General features: G+C 37.6%; 17 protein-coding genes and 1 tRNA gene. 7 read left to right on the forward strand and 11 right to left on the reverse strand.

Annotation, left to right across the window (positions count from 1 at the left end):
* Window positions 1-57: 57 nt before the first annotated feature.
* Window positions 58-1,530 (reverse strand): 4-hydroxy-3-polyprenylbenzoate decarboxylase, encoded by a 1,473-nt coding sequence (gene ubiD / locus CKV78_RS05475; RefSeq protein WP_032855215.1) that lies wholly within the window; start codon window positions 1,528-1,530, stop codon window positions 58-60.
* 160 nt (window positions 1,531-1,690) lie between these two features.
* Here ubiD and smpB point away from each other — a divergent pair, with 160 nt between their 5' ends.
* A complete protein-coding gene (gene smpB / locus CKV78_RS05480) occupies window positions 1,691-2,173 on the forward strand; it encodes an SsrA-binding protein SmpB (RefSeq protein WP_005762724.1) in 483 nt (160 codons plus the stop codon).
* 84 nt (window positions 2,174-2,257) lie between these two features.
* On the opposite strand, the gene CKV78_RS05485 is transcribed toward smpB, so the two are convergent.
* From CKV78_RS05485 to CKV78_RS05495, 3 genes are all read right to left on the reverse strand, one after another.
* Window positions 2,258-2,467, reverse strand: a complete 210-nt coding sequence (locus tag CKV78_RS05485; RefSeq protein ID WP_005762726.1) for a TOBE domain-containing protein — start codon at window positions 2,465-2,467, stop codon at window positions 2,258-2,260.
* 89 nt (window positions 2,468-2,556) lie between these two features.
* On the reverse strand, window positions 2,557-3,930 hold the full coding sequence (gene qseC, locus CKV78_RS05490) for a quorum sensing histidine kinase QseC (RefSeq protein ID WP_032855216.1): 1,374 nt from the start codon (window positions 3,928-3,930) through the stop codon (window positions 2,557-2,559).
* Window positions 3,917-4,588, reverse strand: a complete 672-nt coding sequence (locus CKV78_RS05495; RefSeq protein WP_005762730.1) for a response regulator — start codon at window positions 4,586-4,588, stop codon at window positions 3,917-3,919. The genes qseC and CKV78_RS05495 overlap by 14 nt, the downstream gene beginning before the upstream one ends.
* Window positions 4,589-5,129: 541 nt before the next feature.
* Between CKV78_RS05495 and CKV78_RS05500 the strand changes: the two genes are divergently transcribed.
* From CKV78_RS05500 to CKV78_RS05515, 4 genes are read left to right on the forward strand one after another with little or no spacing between them, the layout of a single operon-like run.
* Window positions 5,130-5,588: an HvfX family Cu-binding RiPP maturation protein gene (locus CKV78_RS05500; protein ID WP_005762733.1), complete on the forward strand. Its 459-nt coding sequence runs from the start codon at window positions 5,130-5,132 to the stop codon at window positions 5,586-5,588.
* A gap of 39 nt (window positions 5,589-5,627) precedes the next feature.
* Complete coding sequence (hvfA, locus tag CKV78_RS05505) at window positions 5,628-5,978, forward strand: oxazolone/thioamide-modified RiPP metallophore HvfA (protein ID WP_005762735.1); 351 nt, start codon at window positions 5,628-5,630, stop codon at window positions 5,976-5,978.
* 60 nt (window positions 5,979-6,038) lie between these two features.
* On the forward strand, window positions 6,039-6,959 hold the full coding sequence (locus CKV78_RS05510; protein WP_032855217.1) for an HvfB family MNIO-type RiPP peptide maturase: 921 nt from the start codon (window positions 6,039-6,041) through the stop codon (window positions 6,957-6,959).
* On the forward strand, window positions 6,949-7,668 hold the full coding sequence (locus CKV78_RS05515) for an HvfC family RiPP maturation protein (RefSeq protein ID WP_005762739.1): 720 nt from the start codon (window positions 6,949-6,951) through the stop codon (window positions 7,666-7,668). The genes CKV78_RS05510 and CKV78_RS05515 overlap by 11 nt, the downstream gene beginning before the upstream one ends.
* Window positions 7,669-7,789: 121 nt before the next feature.
* Here CKV78_RS05515 and CKV78_RS05520 read toward each other — a convergent pair whose 3' ends face one another.
* The 7 genes from CKV78_RS05520 to CKV78_RS05550 form a co-directional block, all read right to left on the reverse strand.
* Window positions 7,790-8,002: an anti-sigma factor family protein gene (locus CKV78_RS05520; protein WP_005762740.1), complete on the reverse strand. Its 213-nt coding sequence runs from the start codon at window positions 8,000-8,002 to the stop codon at window positions 7,790-7,792.
* A complete protein-coding gene (locus CKV78_RS05525; protein WP_005762742.1) occupies window positions 8,003-8,560 on the reverse strand; it encodes a sigma-70 family RNA polymerase sigma factor in 558 nt (185 codons plus the stop codon). It lies immediately after the preceding gene.
* 101 nt (window positions 8,561-8,661) lie between these two features.
* Window positions 8,662-8,747 (reverse strand) — tRNA-Leu (locus CKV78_RS05530).
* Between the two features lie 18 nt (window positions 8,748-8,765).
* Window positions 8,766-9,107: a preprotein translocase subunit SecG gene (secG, locus tag CKV78_RS05535; RefSeq protein WP_005762744.1), complete on the reverse strand. Its 342-nt coding sequence runs from the start codon at window positions 9,105-9,107 to the stop codon at window positions 8,766-8,768.
* Between the two features lie 112 nt (window positions 9,108-9,219).
* Complete coding sequence (locus CKV78_RS05540) at window positions 9,220-11,187, reverse strand: DNA topoisomerase III (RefSeq protein ID WP_005762746.1); 1,968 nt, start codon at window positions 11,185-11,187, stop codon at window positions 9,220-9,222.
* Window positions 11,188-11,196: 9 nt separating this feature from the next.
* Complete coding sequence (recR, locus tag CKV78_RS05545; protein WP_005762748.1) at window positions 11,197-11,799, reverse strand: recombination mediator RecR; 603 nt, start codon at window positions 11,797-11,799, stop codon at window positions 11,197-11,199.
* A 106-nt stretch (window positions 11,800-11,905) separates the two neighbouring features.
* Window positions 11,906-12,235, reverse strand: a complete 330-nt coding sequence (locus CKV78_RS05550) for a YbaB/EbfC family nucleoid-associated protein (RefSeq protein ID WP_032855218.1) — start codon at window positions 12,233-12,235, stop codon at window positions 11,906-11,908.
* A gap of 223 nt (window positions 12,236-12,458) precedes the next feature.
* Between CKV78_RS05550 and acnB the strand changes: the two genes are divergently transcribed.
* The gene (gene acnB / locus CKV78_RS05555) at window positions 12,459-15,065 is read left to right on the forward strand and encodes a bifunctional aconitate hydratase 2/2-methylisocitrate dehydratase (RefSeq protein ID WP_005762752.1); all 2,607 of its coding nucleotides are present in this window, start codon (window positions 12,459-12,461) and stop codon (window positions 15,063-15,065) included.
* Window positions 15,066-15,184: 119 nt separating this feature from the next.
* Window positions 15,185-16,213, forward strand: a complete 1,029-nt coding sequence (locus CKV78_RS05560) for an ABC transporter substrate-binding protein (protein ID WP_005762753.1) — start codon at window positions 15,185-15,187, stop codon at window positions 16,211-16,213.
* Window positions 16,214-16,234: the final 21 nt, after the last annotated feature.

A 16,234-nucleotide genomic window follows, 5' to 3' on the forward strand; every position in this document is an offset into this window, starting at 1 on the left:
ACAAAAAGTGCGGTGAAATTTATAAGTTTTTCACCGCACTTTTTATTGTGTTAGAGATTATTCATCGAAAATTCCTAAACTATCCCACATTGCATCGACTTTTTTCACCACGTCAGGATCTTTCTTAATTGGAATGCCCCATTCACGTTGGGTTTCACCTGCCCATTTATTGGTAGCATCTATCCCCATTTTCGAGCCTAAGCCTGCTACTGGTGAAGCAAAATCTAAATAATCGATCGGCGTATTTTCCACTAACGTTAAATCACGAGCAGGATCGCAACGGGTAGTAATTGCCCAAATCACATCTTTCCAATCACGAGCATTAACATCATCATCACAAATAATCACAAACTTAGTGTACATAAACTGACGTAAAAAAGACCACACACCCATCATTACTCGTTTTGCGTGACCTGCATATTGTTTTTTGATTGTCACTACAGCTAAACGATAGGAACAACCTTCTGGCGGTAAATAGAAATCTACTATTTCAGGGAATTGTTTTTGCAAAATTGGAATAAATACCTCATTTAACGCCTCACCTAACACAGCTGGCTCATCAGGTGGACGACCCGTATAGGTGGAATGATAAATTGGATCTTTACGCATTGTGATATGCGTGACAGTAAAAACGGGGAAATACTCCTGTTCATTATAGTACCCCGTATGGTCGCCATAAGGCCCTTCAAGTGCCGTTTCATTTGGATCGATATACCCTTCTAACACAATTTCTGCACTGGCTGGTACTTCCAAATCGTTACTAAGTGATTTAACTACAGAGGTTTTTGTGCCTCGCAATAAACCTGCAAAAGCATATTCAGATAAAGTATCTGGCACTGGTGTAACTGCGCCTAAAATAGTTGCAGGATCTGCCCCTAATGCCACCGAAACAGGAAAAGGCTCTCCTGGGTGAGTTTCTTTCCATTCTTGGAAATCTAAGGCTCCACCACGATGTGACAACCAACGCATAATTAATTTATTTTTTGCAATAAGCTGTTGACGATAAATACCCAAGTTCTGGCGTTTTTTTAATGGACCTTTAGTAATCGTTAACCCCCAAGTGACTAAAGGTGCGACATCATCTTTCCAACATTGCATAATAGGCAATTTGTATAAATCCACATCATCACCTTTTAATACTACCTGTTGGCAGTCTGCACGCCCAAGCACTTTAGTTGGCATATTCAGCACTTGCTTAAATTGTGGAATACTAGATAAAAAATCTTTAAAGCCTTTTGGTGGTTCAGGCTCTTTCAAAAAGGCAAGTAATTTACCCACATCACGCAACGAAGATACCTCTTCTTGCCCCATTCCCATTGCTACACGTTTTGGTGTACCAAATAAATTACACAGAACAGGAATATCAAACCCTTTTGGTTTTTCAAACAATAAAGCGGGCCCGCCGGCTCTTAAAGTGCGGTCGGCAATTTCTGTCATTTCTAAGTATGGATCAACTTCTTGTTTAATTCGTTTTAGCTCACCACGCTGTTCAAGCAAATCCAAAAAATCACGCAAATCTTTATATTTCATAGTAAGTACCATTTTTTAATCTAATTTAATGCCAAAAATAAATAGCATCTCAGATAAAAAACAATGTTATAGAGAACATAATTGATTGCAAGCAATTTTGCTATCTCACACAAGATTCTGTAGAATTAGGCTCAATCTTTTTTACAAAATACGGATAATTATGACAAAGAAAAAAGCGAAAGTTAGCTCAAATACCATCGCTCTCAATAAACGGGCAAGACACGATTACTTTATTGAAGAAGAAATTGAAGCAGGACTTTCACTGCAAGGTTGGGAAGTAAAATCTATGCGTGCGGGTAAAGCAAATATCAGCGATAGCTATATTATTTTCAAAGATGGCGAAGCGTATTTGTTCGGCGCAACAATACAACCACTGAGCGTAGCTTCTACTCATATTGTGTGCGATCCAACACGTACGCGTAAACTTTTACTGAATCAAAAAGAACTTGCTTCATTATTTGGCAAAGCAAACCGTGATGGCTACACAATTGTTGCACTCTCTTTATATTGGAAAAATGCTTGGGCAAAAGTCAAAATTGGTCTAGCTAAAGGTAAAAAACAACATGATAAACGCGAAGATATTAAAGAACGTGAATGGAAAGTGACAAAAGATAGAATTATGAAAAATGCGCGAATTAGTTAAAACAGTCCATTCATCAAAATGCAATAACGAGTAGAAACAAAAAAGCCTTGTGATTACACAAGGCTTTTTCTTCTTAATTTAAAATTACTCCACACCAACCATTACAGAAGTTGCTTTAATGATTGCGTAAGCTTCTTTACCTACTTCAAGTTTTAATTCATCGACTGCAGCCATTGAAATGGTAGAAGTGATTATATTATCACCACCAATATCAATACTCACTACTGCATTTACTGCGCCTTTTTCTAAGGCAACAACTTTACCTTTAAATTGGTTTCTTGCACTAATTTTCATCGTTTTTCCTCTATAATAGAAATGAATAAAACTTGCTTAAAAATAGCACTAATTATAAACATCTCGCAAAATAAAGCAATGGACAATAACTATTTTTTTAATAAAATCAAAGCTCTAAATCCTTCTATATAACCATTTGGATTTTTCATATTTTCTAAGCTTACTTGGTAATGATGTAATTCAGCAATGCGTTGTACAATAGATAAGCCCAAACCACTTCCCTTCTCATTCTGGCCTGCGGGGCGATAAAAACGCTGTCCTAATTTTGGTAAATCAGTTTCATTCACGCCACCACCATTATCTTCAACAATGAGACAATTCTCTGACAAAATCACTTTAATAGTACTGCCTTTAGGGCAATATCGAATGGCATTTTCAATCAAATTTCGTAACATTAATGAGAGCAATAATGGTTGCCCAAATTTGACTGGTGGTGTAGCAACTAACTCAAATTGTAAATCCATTTGACGTTTTTGTGCTTGGAAATACAATTCACCAATCAAAGAAGGAACTAATTTATCCCAATGAATTTCCTCCTTATTCTCAAGAGATTTCAAACTATCTAAACGTGATAAAGTTAATAACTGCTCAATTAATTGTGTCGCCCTATCAATACCTTGGGTTAAATTGTGTAATGCTTGCTCACGTAATACCACATCATCACCGGCGAGCTGTGCAACTTCGGTTTGAATACGCAATGCTGACAATGGACTACGCAATTCGTGTGCTGCATCAGAAGTGAAACGGCGTTCTCGTAACAGCATCGTAGAAGTGCGGTCTAAAAATTGATTTAAGTTTTTCACTAAAGGCAGTATCTCTGTCGGTAAATTATCCATAGAGAGTAACGTTGTATCATCAGGGTTACGCTGTTCAAGTTGAGCACTTAATTGCTTAAGGCTTTTTAGCTCACGTGTAATAATCCAAACGATAATTCCCAAGAAGAGAGGTAAACTGGCAAACCAGATCCACATTTGCCCAAATACCATTTTATTAATTAAATCGTTTCGATAATCGACTTCCTGACCAACTGCGATAATGAATTGCCCTTTATTGACAGGTAACCAGAAAATACGCCACAGATCATCATCTTCACGAATCGGCACCACTGAAAAGTGTTGTTGTGGAGAAAAAATAAAATTATCACCATTATTACCATCGCTTAGCACTACTCTGCCTTGCTGAGTAAAAATTGCAAACGCAAAAGCATCATCGTCATAACGATTACGCGCTTTTTTCAACTCTTTATGAGTTTCTTTCGGTAAGTTCTTCGACAAAATATAGTGTAAATCAGATGAGGCTAATCGCTGTGCGAATAATATTTGTTGCGCATCAAAAACTTCATTCACCTCCTTTCTTACTTGAAACCAAGCCACCGTTGTTGAAACAAACCAGATCAAAAGTGCAGTTAGAGATAGTGTAATGATCAAACGGAAACGCAGGCTTTTTGAATTATGATTTCTCATCATTTTTCCCTAATGTATAACCTACTCCGTGAACTGTACGAATAAAATGTTTCCCTAATTTTTGACGTAAATTGTAAATATGTACCTCTAACGCATTACTACTGACTTCATCATCCCAAGTATAGAGTTTTTCCTCTATTACAGCACGTGGCAATACCCGATCTTTATTCAACATAAATAATTCTAATAGTTTATATTCACGTGTAGTGAGAGCAACTTCTTGATTTTGTAAAAAAACTTTGCGCTGATTTGGATCAAAACGTATCTGGCTATGCTCAATAATCGGGTTTGATTGCCCATAACGGCGGCGAATCAAGGCTTGTAAACGCGCCACAACCTCAGCTAAAGCAAATGGTTTACATAAATAATCATCTGCACCACGTTGTAATCCTGTTACTCGCTCATCAAGCGTATCTCGCGCAGTTAAAATCAATACTGGTACATCACATTTTTCTTTACGCCAAGTTTGCAAAATCTCTAACCCATCCATTTTCGGTAACGTTAAATCAAGTACTACCGCATCATAAGGAGCCGAGTTCACTGCTTCTAAGCCTGTTCTACCGTCTTGAAACCAATCAACTGTAAAACCCGACTTAGTGAGCCCAATTTGTAACCCATTCCCAATCAAAGAATCATCTTCTATTAATAAAATTCGCATATTTTTAACCGCACTTTTTAGCCTTCGTTCATTCTATCAAAAAATGAACAAAAGTCCTCTATTCGCCATTTTAGACAATTTATAACACAAACATTAAGAAAAACTTAATCTTGCCAACCTTTGAAGGATTTAAATAACCAACTGAAAAACAAGAGAAAAATTACCACTCTTTGATTTTCAAATAATTCAAAAAATGGATTATAAAAATTTTTTAAAAAAAGTTGTAAGAAAATGAATTTATCTCACGACTAATAAAACCGTGACGCAATGGTTAAGGAGAAACCTTGTAAAAAGTTCGAAATTCATATTTTCTTGTTTAAATGAGATTTTGTTTGAGTTTAAGGAAAAAATCACAAAAGCTGTAAGAAAATCATCGTAGTTTCGACAAATAAAGTAATTTGATAAATAGGGATATCTATCAGTTGCACTTGTTAGGAAACATTTCCTACATAATCAAATGGTGCTGATGGAACAGCATCATTAGCAACTTATAAGAAATGGATAATCTATAAGTGAATCAGTAATTAAGAGGCAAAGAATAATGACTAGAAATTGCAAAATCCAAGGGATTGGGACTGCCATCGGTCTATTAGGTTTACGTCTTTTCCTAGCTTGGGAATTTTTTGAATCGGGTAAAGAAAAATGGAATGGTGAAAACTGGTTTATGGAAGTACAAGAAAGTTTTCCTTTCCCATTTAATATTATCCCAGCAGACATCAGTTGGAATTTGGCGATGGGGGCAGAAATTTTATTGCCTTTATTCCTAATATTTGGCTTTTTAACACGCTTTAGCGCATTAAGCTTAGCGATTTTAACCTCAGTTGCTTGGTACACCATCCACGCAGATGCAGGTTATAACGTGTGTGATAATGGTTATAAAATGGCATTAATTTATTTAATCACTTTATTACCATTAATTACGCAGGGGGCAGGGATGCTCTCTTTAGACTCTCTTATCAAGAAAGTCAACTCAACCAAGGATTGGTTGAGATTTCTCTAATCATTTAGCAAACCATTTAACTTTAAGGAGATTAAACAAATGAAAAAATTAGCAACTTTAGCTGCATTAGCAGGTGCATTAACAATGGCAGTATCAGCTCCAGTAAATGCTGAATCAAAATCAAATGATAAAGCACCACATTGCGTAGAAGGTAAATGCGTAAAAACTAAAGCAGGTGAAGGTAAATGTGGTGAAGGTAAATGTGGTGCTCACGATCACAAAGCTAAAGCTGCTGAAGGCAAATGTGGAGAAGGTAAATGTGGTGCACATGATCACAAAGCTAAAGCTGCTGAAGGTAAATGTGGCGAAGGTAAATGTGGTGCACACGATCATAAAAAAGCAAAAGCTGCAGAAGGTAAATGTGGCGAAGGTAAATGTGGTTCTAAATAATCACGCAATAATGCTGGTGTAAGCCTTACACCAGCCCTTTTCAAAATGGAGTCAATTACTATGTTACAAGGTGCAGGATTAGGGTATCGTCGAGATTTGGCAGATGATTTTTTATTACTTCCTCCAAACAACTCAATTCAATTTATGGAAGTTGCGCCAGAAAACTGGATCAAAATGGGTGGTTCTGCTCGCTATAAATTTGATCAAGCAGCAGAAAGATATCCACTAGCAGTACATGGTCTCTCTCTCTCTTTGGGGGGGCAAGCGCCGCTTGATCGTGAGCTATTAAAAGGAATAAAAACTTTAATGACTCAATATAACTCAGTTTTCTTCTCTGAACATTTAAGTTACTGTGAATGTGAAGGTCACTTATATGATTTATTGCCAATGCCATTTACAGAAGAAGCGGTAAAACATGTCGCTCAACGCATTCGTGAAGTACAAGATTTCTTAGGTTTACAAATTTCCTTAGAAAATACCTCTTACTATTTGCACTCCACTACTAGTACAATGAATGAAGTTGAATTTTTAAATGCCATTGCACAAGAAGCAAACTGTGGAATTCACTTAGATGTGAATAACATTTACGTAAACGGTGTTAATCACGGCTTACTTGATCCTTATGTCTTTTTAGATCAAGTCGATGCAAAACGCGTAAATTATATTCATATCGCAGGGCACGATGAAGATCACTCTGCTGCAAAATCAGTTCAAGAATCAGGCGAGTCATTTAATAAAGTAAAAGGTGAATATCGCCATTTACCAGAATTGTTGGTCGATACACATGGTGAAGCAGTTAAAGGCAATGTTTGGGACTTATTAGAATATACGTATCAACGTTTACCTCATATTCCACCAACATTATTAGAGCGTGATTTTAACTTCCCACCATTTGCAGAACTTTATGCCGAAGTAGAACATATTGCGAAACTGCAACAAAAACATAGTAAATCAATCGAGGGAATCCCTAATGCAGCCTAAACCGACACTTGTAGAAACGCAACAAGCATTAGCGGATGCTGTACGCTTAGGCAATGCAGATCCATTAAATGGTTATGCACCAAATCGCTTAGCGGTTTATGCTCGTTTAGTGAGAAACAACGCATTTGGTTTTATTGACCGTTGCTTTGTTGAAGCACCGAAACATATCGAACCTGAGCTTTGGAGACAAACTAAAGAAGCATTTGTACAAGAAGGTAAAGCACATTCGCCTTATTTCCAAGATATTGCGGGAGAATTCCTTACATTTTGCCAACAACGCAATATATTTACAGCGAATATATTGGCACTTATGGACTTTGAGAATACACAATTACTTGCTGAGGTTTCCATCGCTGAAGTCCCTGCAAGTTTTGAATGGGATCGCCATAGTATCATGCAGTTATCTGATACTGCTTATTTAAAAAGCTATGATGTAGACTTTTTGTCTAGCGATTTCGAACGTTTTGATGAGTCACCAAGTCAAATTATTGTATGGCGAGATAGTGATTTTGATATTAATCAGCAACAACTCTCTGAATTAGATTTTTGGTTACTTAGCTACTTGCAAGAACAACCTAGCTCTTTAGAGGATGTACTATCTGCTTTAAATACAATTATTGAAGATAGCGCACCATTAATTCCATTATTAGAACAAACATGGGTAAAATGGGTGAATGCTGAAGTTATCTATCCAAAGAAAGAAGTTTAGCAAAAGAAGGAACTAACTAAACTTAAGTGCGGTGAAAATTTTCAAAATTTCTACCGCACTTTTTTTATTTATCACCATATAAAAAACAAAAGCACCTTAATTTTCAGGTGCTAATTATTCATTATTTTTCATTGTTATCTGTTTTTTTGGTCAATTGAGAATTTGCATCTGCAAATCCTTTCATCATCTTACTCAAACTATCACAGTTTTTACCAAAATTATCGCAACGTGGACACACCATACGATGTAATCTCACCGCCACGGATTCCGCAAAGGATAAAGGTCTTTCGTGAGATTCTGACATCAGCTGGGTGACTTTAAAACAATATTTCATTTATCTATCCCCCATTTTTGTAGTTAAACAATGTTGTAATTGTAAACGTGCACGATACAACAGCACATGTAAATTAGACGAAGTTATTTGCTCAGTCTGACAAATTTCATCTGCATTTAGCTCTAAATACTCTCTCATCATAAACACTTTAGCTTGAGATGCTGGCAAACGCGTTAAACATGCCTCAAATAACATCCAAAACTCTTTTGAATAAACGGTATTCTCATCTTCTTGTAAACGAGAAGGATGATACTCTTTTTTCCAATTACCACGCTCAAAAAAGCTATTCTCACTCTCATCGTCATCTTGAACTAAATCACTTTCTACAATAAAGCGTTTACTCACACGTAAATAATCAATAATTTTATTTTTTAAAATGGCAAATATCCACGTTTTTAATGCAGCCTGACGCTTAAAACTATCAATATTTTTCAATGCACTGACAAACGCTTCTTGGACAATATCCTCTGCCAAAATAGGATCTTTCAATTGTAGCTCAGCAAACCTTAGCATTTGTCCTCGAATTTCTTCGATTTCTACTGATGAAATATTTTGCATACTTTAACCTTTTATCCTAAATCATCTTCTTTAAGTTGTATGTAATAAATAAATTTTAAGTATAAAAAAAGCCAGAATTCGAAAAATTCTAGCTTTTTAAATGGTGCTCTGGGCGAGACTTGAACTCGCACGTCCTATGGACACTACCCCCTCAAGATAGCGTGTCTACCAATTCCACCACCAGAGCAGATTTAAAATTCTTTATTTATTGAGGGATATCGCTGTTCTTTGTTTCAACTGCTGGTACTTCTAATTTTTGCTGTACCTGTTCTGCGGTTGAAGATAAATCATCGAACTTGCCTTTTACAACGTTATCACGATGAGAGTTAATGTTACCAATAACAAGACTTAACGCAAAAAAAACTGTCGCTAAAATAGCAGTTGTTTTTGATAGGAAGTTACCAGAACCTGCTGCACCGAAAATCGTACCAGATGCGCCAGCACCAAAAGATGCACCAGCATCAGCCCCTTTACCTTGTTGTAAAAGGATAAAACCGATTAAAACAGCTGAAATAATAACATAACCAAATAATAGTGCGTGATACATTATACTCTTCTCTATATTTGCAAATTCGCAATAAAATTAACGTGCGGATATTATCGAATATCGCTATGAAGTGCAAGTATTTTTATATTTCTCAATACTATTTGTTGTTATTTCATTCAACGTAAAGATTTTTCTTGTTTTCTACCGAACTTTTTCGTTTTCTTACAGATTGTTTTGTCGTTTGAGCTACCTGACTTAATTGTCGTAATGCAGCGAAATTCACATAGCGTAATAATTCAGGCAATGAGTTAGTTAAACGAAGCATAAATTGTTGGTAACTCATTTCCTTTTGACTAATGCTTGTCAGTTGTGACTCCCAATGAGCGGTCATATCCGGCTGTGTTGCTACATCGGGCAAAGCTTGAATTAAAATGCGTCCTGTTTCGGTACTATGAATATTACGCCCTTTTTTATATAAAAAACCACGCTTAAACAGCAATTCAATAATGCCAGCACGTGTTGCTTCTGTGCCTAATCCATCTGTTTCACGTAGAATTTTTTTCAATTCTTTATCTTGTACAAAACGTGCAATACCTGTCATTGCTGATAATAATGTCGCATCAGTAAACGGCTTCGGTGGCTGTGTTTTTTTATTCACAATCTCACCTTGTTTACAAAATAAGATTTGCCCTTTTTTTACGACGGGTAATAAAGGCTCTTGTTGTTCATCCTCATCTTCTTTGCCCCAAAGTTGCTTCCAACCAGCTGTTTGTAAAGTTCGAGCTTGTGCAATAAAATTTCCACCCGCAATATTGAGAGTAATTTTGCTTTTACGATACTCCGCATCTACACAAAACTGCATTAAATATTGACGTGCAATTAAGTGGTAAATTTGCCATTCATGTTTAGTTAAATTAACTGGTTTATTTTTTGCAGTAGGAATAATAGCATGGTGAGCCTCTACTTTTTTATCATTCCAGCAACGGTTTCTTTGCTCAGGATTCACTATTTCAGGGAGCGGTTGATAATCATTAATATGTACCGAAATGGCATTCAGCACATTGAAACGCTCAGAAAAATGTTCCTCTGGCAAATAACGGCAATCCGAGCGAGGATAAGTAATCAGTCGATGAGCTTCATATAAACGCTGACAAATATCTAACACTTCTTGTGCAGATAAGCCGTAGCGTTTTGCTGCATCGATCTGCAAAGCAGATAAAGAATAGGGCAACGGTGCGGTTTCTTTTTCTCGTTTGTCCACATATTCCACCACTTCCGCAGATTGCGCCTGAATACGTTTGACAACATTTTCAGCTAGACCTAATGACAACACTCTTCCATCATCATCTTGGTAGTCCTCACAAGCTTTACTCGGTTGCCATAAGGCTTTAAATACAGGGATTTGCTCTTTTTCTGCTTCTGAAAGTGCGGTCATTTTTTCGGGAGTTTCTGGCTGAACGTGTGCCAACACCTCATAGAAATCTTTAGGTTGGAAATGTTCAATTTCTAAATCGCGTCGTACAATCAATCCCAGAACAGGCGTTTGTACACGTCCCACAGAAAGCACGCCATGATAACCAGCTTGACGACCACGAATAGTATAAGCTCGAGTCATATTAATGCCATACAACCAATCAGCTCTAGCACGAGCAAGTGCTGAAGTTGCAAGTGGAATAAAATTTCGGTTAGGTTGTAATTTATTGACGGCTTTTTGCACTGCGCTTGGGTTCAGATCACTTATCAAACAACGTTGGATTTGATTGAGCTTATCCACACTTAATTGTGCATGACTAAATACCTCATCTACCAACAATTGCCCCTCACGATCAGGATCGCCTGCGTTAATTAGGATGTCAGCCTGATGAATCAGCTTTTCTACTACATTAAGTTGTTTTTGAACTTCTTTACGTGGAATAAGCTGCCATTTTTCAGGAATAATCGGTAAATGCTCTAAACACCATTGCTTAAAACGAGGATCATAAGCATCAGGTTCGGCTTGTTCTAACAAATGCCCTACACACCAAGTGACATAATCGTCATTACCACACTTAATAAAACCATCACCACGATGATGTGGTTTAGGTAACACGTCAGCAATTGCTCTTGCTAAGCTCGGTTTTTCTGCAATAAACAAGCGCATTAGAAAATATTATCCAAGTTGGCGGCGACCTAAGAAAGAATGGGTTAACGTTGTACCATCAACCATTTCCAACTCACCACCGACAGGAATACCGTGAGCAATGCGAGTCACTTTGACGTTGTGTTGCATACAAATTTCAGCAATGTAATTGGCTGTAGCATCACCTTCAACTGTTGGGTTAGTTGCTAAAATAACTTCGTGGAAACTTTCTTCTTGTAGGCGTTGTTGCAATAAATGCAAGCCAATTTCTTTGGGACCAATGCCATCAAGCGGTGATAAATGCCCCATTAAAACAAAATAACGTCCTGAAAATTGCCCAGTTTGCTCAATAGCTTGAATATCAGAAGGCTGTTCAACGACGCACAGTAAACCCGAATGTTGACGACGTGAGTTATTACAAATAGTACAAACTTCTTCTTCTGTAAATGTACGACATTGCGTGCAATGTCCAATTTTTGACATTGCTTCCGTTAATGCACGAGCCAAATCCATTCCACCATTGCGATTACGCTGTAAAAGATGATAAGCCATTCGCTGCGCTGATTTTGGACCAACCCCAGGAAGGCAGCGTAAGTTTTCAATGAGATGTTCAAGTAATGGACTTGTTTGCATTTTTTATATTCTCTTAAGAAATCTTATAAAAACAGACCGCACTTTTAACAAGTGCGGTCAAATCTGGTTTTTTAGTCACTTTTTACAAGAGTCAAAAAGTGACATCTTAGAATGGCATTTTAAACCCTGGTGGCAACTGCATTCCAGCGGTTACTGATGCCATTTTTTCTTTTTGTAATTCTTCCGCACGACGAACCGCATCATTAAATGCTGCTGCAATTAAATCTTCTAACATTTCTTTGTCGTCTTCCATCAAAGAAGGATCGATTTCAATACGACGGCAGTTATGTGCACCATTAATTGTAATTTTGACCAAGCCCGCACCAGACTCACCAGTTACTTCCAACTGAGCAATCTCCTCTTGCATTTTTTGCATACGATCTTGCATCTGTTGTGCTTGTTTCATTAAATTGCCTAAGCCACCTTTTCCGAACATAATTTTTTCCATTAGTTAATTAAAAAATTGGTTGGCATTTTAGCGAAAATTTGTGAATTTTGGAATAAAGAAACGTGATCTAGGCTAAAAATTCAACTTTTTTCTATTGAGGGGATGATTTTTACGTATTATTATGTTTTAACATTTTTGTAACGAAATCAAACCGCCTTCAACCTAACAGCGGTTCTCCTACATTATAAAAGCAAACCCAACGAGGTAACCTATGTCTAACTTTCTACAAAGCTATCAACAACATATTGATGAGCGTGCAGCATTAGGTATTGTGCCGAAACCTTTAGATGCAGAACAAACTGCCCAACTCATTGAACTGTTAAAAAATCCACCCGCAGGAAAAGAAACTTACTTACTTAATTTATTTGAAAATCGTATTCCAGCTGGTGTTGATGAAGCTGCTTATGTAAAAGCCTCTTTCCTTGCTGCGGTTGTGAAAGGCGATGCTCACTCTCCTTTGATTTCAGCCGAAAAAGCAGTGCAAATCCTCGGTACAATGCAAGGCGGTTACAATATTGAGCCACTACTCAGTGCCCTTGACGATGATAAACTTGCCCCAATTGCTGTTAAAGCACTTTCCTCTACTCTTCTAATGTTTGACAATTTCCATGATGTCGCAGAACGTGCTAAAAGAGGAAATGCATTTGCAAAACAGATTTTAGCCTCTTGGGCAAATGCAGATTGGTATTTATCTCGCCCTAAATTAGATGAAAAAATTACAGTAACGGTGTTTAAAGTAACTGGTGAAACTAATACAGATGATCTTTCCCCAGCACAAGATGCATGGTCTCGCCCCGATATTCCATTACACGCTCTTGCAATGCTCAAAAACCCACGTGATGGTATTGAGCCAGATGATGCTGGCAATATTGGACCAATCAAACAATTAGAAAAATTAAAAGAAAAAGGCTTCCCACTCGCCTATGTTGGTGATGTAGTCGGCACAGGTTCATCACGTAAATCAGCCACAAACTCCGTGCTTTGGTTCATGGGTGAAGATATTCCTTATATTCCAAACAAACGTGCTGGTGGTGTAGTATTAGGTGGAAAAATTGCACCAATCTTTTTTAATACAATGGAAGATGCGGGATCATTGCCAATTGAAGTAGATGTCAGCCAACTTCATATGGGTGATGTGATTGATATTTACCCATACGCAGGCAAAATTTGCCGTCATAACACAGATGAATTATTAGCTGAGTTTACTTTAAAAACCAACGTATTATTAGATGAAGTACGTGCAGGCGGACGTATCCCATTAATCATTGGGCGTGGTTTAACTCATAAAGCACGCTGTGAACTAGGCTTGCCTGAAAGTGATGTATTTGCAAAACCCCAAATCACAACAAAAAGCACAAAAGGCTTTACTCTTGCACAAAAAATGGTCGGTAGAGCTTGTGGTGTCGAGGGTATCCGCCCTGGTCAATATTGCGAGCCGCGTATGATGTCAGTTGGATCTCAAGACACTACTGGGCCAATGACACGTGATGAATTAAAAGATTTAGCTTGTTTAGGCTTCTCTGCTGATCTTGTCATGCAATCTTTCTGTCACACGGCCGCTTACCCGAAACCTGTAGATGTGGTGACTCATCACACATTACCAGACTTTATCATGAATCGTGGTGGTGTTTCATTACGCCCTGGTGATGGAGTTATTCACTCTTGGTTAAACCGCATGCTATTACCTGATACCGTAGGAACTGGTGGTGACTCTCACACTCGTTTCCCAATTGGTATTTCGTTCCCTGCTGGTTCTGGTTTAGTTGCATTTGCAGCAGCAACAGGCGTAATGCCGTTAGACATGCCAGAATCGGTATTAGTACGCTTCAAAGGCGAAATGCAACCAGGCATTACTTTACGTGATTTAGTTCACGCAATCCCGTACTATGCGATTAAACAAGGTTTGCTCACCGTTGAGAAAAAAGGCAAGAAAAATATTTTCTCTGGTCGTATTTTAGAAATTGAAGGGTTAGAAAACTTAAAAGTGGAACAAGCTTTTGAGCTTTCTGATGCCTCAGCAGAGCGTTCAGCGGCGGCTTGTACAATAAAACTCGCAAAAGAACCGATCATTGAATATTTACAATCAAATATTGTGTTATTGAAATATATGATCGCTGAAGGTTATGGAGATGCGCGTACTCTTGAGCGTCGAATCAAAGGCATGGAGCAATGGCTTGCAAATCCAGAGTTAATAGAAGCAGATGAAGATGCAGAATATGCTGCTGTCATTGAAATTGATTTAGCTGAAATTAAAGAGCCAATCTTATGTGCACCAAATGATCCTGATGATGCTCGTTTATTGTCTGAGGTTCAGGGTGATAAAATTGATGAGGTATTTATCGGCTCTTGCATGACCAATATTGGACACTTCCGTGCTGCAGGTAAATTATTAGACAAGTTCAAAGGTATGATCCCAACTCGCCTATGGATTGCGCCACCAACTAAAATGGATGCATCATTATTAAGCGAAGAAGGTTATTATAGCATTTACGGTAAAAGTGGTGCGAGAATTGAAGTTCCTGGATGTTCATTATGTATGGGTAACCAAGCTCGGGTAGCCAACAATGCGACAGTAGTTTCAACCTCTACTCGAAACTTCCCAAACCGTTTAGGCCAAGGTGCGAATGTTTACTTAGCTTCAGCAGAGCTAGCTGCAGTCTCAGCTATTTTAGGAAAATTACCAACAGTTGAAGAATACCTTGCCTTTGCAGCAGACTTGCAACGAGATAAAGATGACACTTATCGCTATATGAATTTTGATCAAATTAACAATTATACACAAAAAGCTAAGGACGTTATCTTCCAAAGTGCGGTATAATTTCTAAAAGTTTTCAGTGTTTATTAAGACAATCTGACGGGGAACAATAGTTCCCCGTTTGCAATCAATAACATTTTTATTTTTCTCTTTTCTACATAAATATAAAAGGAATTAACACAATGAAATTTAAGTCAAAACTCACCGCACTTTGCTTAGCCATACCCTTTGCATTGTCAACTAAAATAATGGCTGAAGGAAAGTTGACTGTTTATTGCAGTGTACAAAACACCACTTGCGAAAAAATAGTGCAAACCTTTGGTAAGCAACATAACATCGAAACGAAGTTTATTCGTAACAGCACAGGTGCAACATTGGCAAAATTAATTGCTGAACAAAATAATCCACAAGCGGATATTTGGTACGGAGGCACTATCGAACATCATTTCCAAGCAGGTGATTTGAATTTATTAGAAAAATACCGCTCTCCAAACCAAACAGACATTATGCCGCAATTCAAGTCCCTAATGGACAAAAGAGGCGATTTAACTTCTATTGTCTATATGTTGGTTTTAGGCTTTGGCATTAATACCGAAAAATTCAAAACACTAGGGATTAAAGAATATCCCAAATGCTGGTCAGACTTACTCGACCCACGCTTAAAAGGTTATGTGCAAATGCCTGACCCTCAAATTTCTGGCACAACTTACACAGCTATTGCAACTCTCATTCAATTATGGGGTGAAGAAAAAGCGTTTGATTACTTAAAGAAAGTCAATGCTAACGTCTCTGAATATGTGAAAAGTGCTTTGGTAACTACAAACTTATCAAGAGGTGAATCTGCTGTTGCAATAGGTTTTGTGCATAGCTATGCCACTGAAAAGGAAAAAGGTGCACCTGTGGAAAGCATTCTACCTTGTGAAGGCGATGGCTATTCTCTCGGTGGAATGAGTATTATCAAAAATGCACGCAACTTAGACAACGCAAAATTATTTGCCGATTGGGCATTAACCAAAGAAGCTCAAGAACTTGTATGGCGTGAAACCAAGGTATATCAAATTCCAACGAATATCCATGCTGAAGCGTCCCCTCAATCTGTTGACCCGAAAAAATTAAACTTGATTGACTATGACTTTGAACGTTTTGGATCAAGTGAAGAAGGTAAACGCCTCACTGATAAATGGGTGAAAGAAGTGAAACTTCACAAATAATTGCAATACACATAAAAAAGG

The organism is Pasteurella dagmatis, assembly GCF_900186835.1.
GTDB lineage: Bacteria > Pseudomonadota > Gammaproteobacteria > Enterobacterales > Pasteurellaceae > Pasteurella > Pasteurella dagmatis.

Bases quoted from the DNA above. Each gene is read 5' to 3' on its own strand.
- CKV78_RS05550 (WP_032855218.1), bottom strand. From the start codon at position 12,235: ATGTTCGGAAAAGGTGGCTTAGGCAATTTAATGAAACAAGCACAACAG.
- CKV78_RS05500 (WP_005762733.1), top strand. From the start codon at position 5,130: ATGACTAGAAATTGCAAAATCCAAGGGATTGGGACTGCCATCGGTCTA.
- CKV78_RS05495 (WP_005762730.1), bottom strand. From the start codon at position 4,588: ATGCGAATTTTATTAATAGAAGATGATTCTTTGATTGGGAATGGGTTA.
- CKV78_RS05515 (WP_005762739.1), top strand. From the start codon at position 6,949: ATGCAGCCTAAACCGACACTTGTAGAAACGCAACAAGCATTAGCGGAT.
- hvfA (WP_005762735.1), top strand. From the start codon at position 5,628: ATGAAAAAATTAGCAACTTTAGCTGCATTAGCAGGTGCATTAACAATG.
- qseC (WP_032855216.1), bottom strand. From the start codon at position 3,930: ATGAGAAATCATAATTCAAAAAGCCTGCGTTTCCGTTTGATCATTACA.
- CKV78_RS05485 (WP_005762726.1), bottom strand. From the start codon at position 2,467: ATGAAAATTAGTGCAAGAAACCAATTTAAAGGTAAAGTTGTTGCCTTA.
- acnB (WP_005762752.1), top strand. From the start codon at position 12,459: ATGTCTAACTTTCTACAAAGCTATCAACAACATATTGATGAGCGTGCA.
- CKV78_RS05520 (WP_005762740.1), bottom strand. From the start codon at position 8,002: ATGAAATATTGTTTTAAAGTCACCCAGCTGATGTCAGAATCTCACGAA.
- recR (WP_005762748.1), bottom strand. From the start codon at position 11,799: ATGCAAACAAGTCCATTACTTGAACATCTCATTGAAAACTTACGCTGC.
- CKV78_RS05560 (WP_005762753.1), top strand. From the start codon at position 15,185: ATGAAATTTAAGTCAAAACTCACCGCACTTTGCTTAGCCATACCCTTT.
- CKV78_RS05540 (WP_005762746.1), bottom strand. From the start codon at position 11,187: ATGCGCTTGTTTATTGCAGAAAAACCGAGCTTAGCAAGAGCAATTGCT.
- smpB (WP_005762724.1), top strand. From the start codon at position 1,691: ATGACAAAGAAAAAAGCGAAAGTTAGCTCAAATACCATCGCTCTCAAT.
- secG (WP_005762744.1), bottom strand. From the start codon at position 9,107: ATGTATCACGCACTATTATTTGGTTATGTTATTATTTCAGCTGTTTTA.
- ubiD (WP_032855215.1), bottom strand. From the start codon at position 1,530: ATGAAATATAAAGATTTGCGTGATTTTTTGGATTTGCTTGAACAGCGT.
- CKV78_RS05510 (WP_032855217.1), top strand. From the start codon at position 6,039: ATGTTACAAGGTGCAGGATTAGGGTATCGTCGAGATTTGGCAGATGAT.
- CKV78_RS05525 (WP_005762742.1), bottom strand. From the start codon at position 8,560: ATGCAAAATATTTCATCAGTAGAAATCGAAGAAATTCGAGGACAAATG.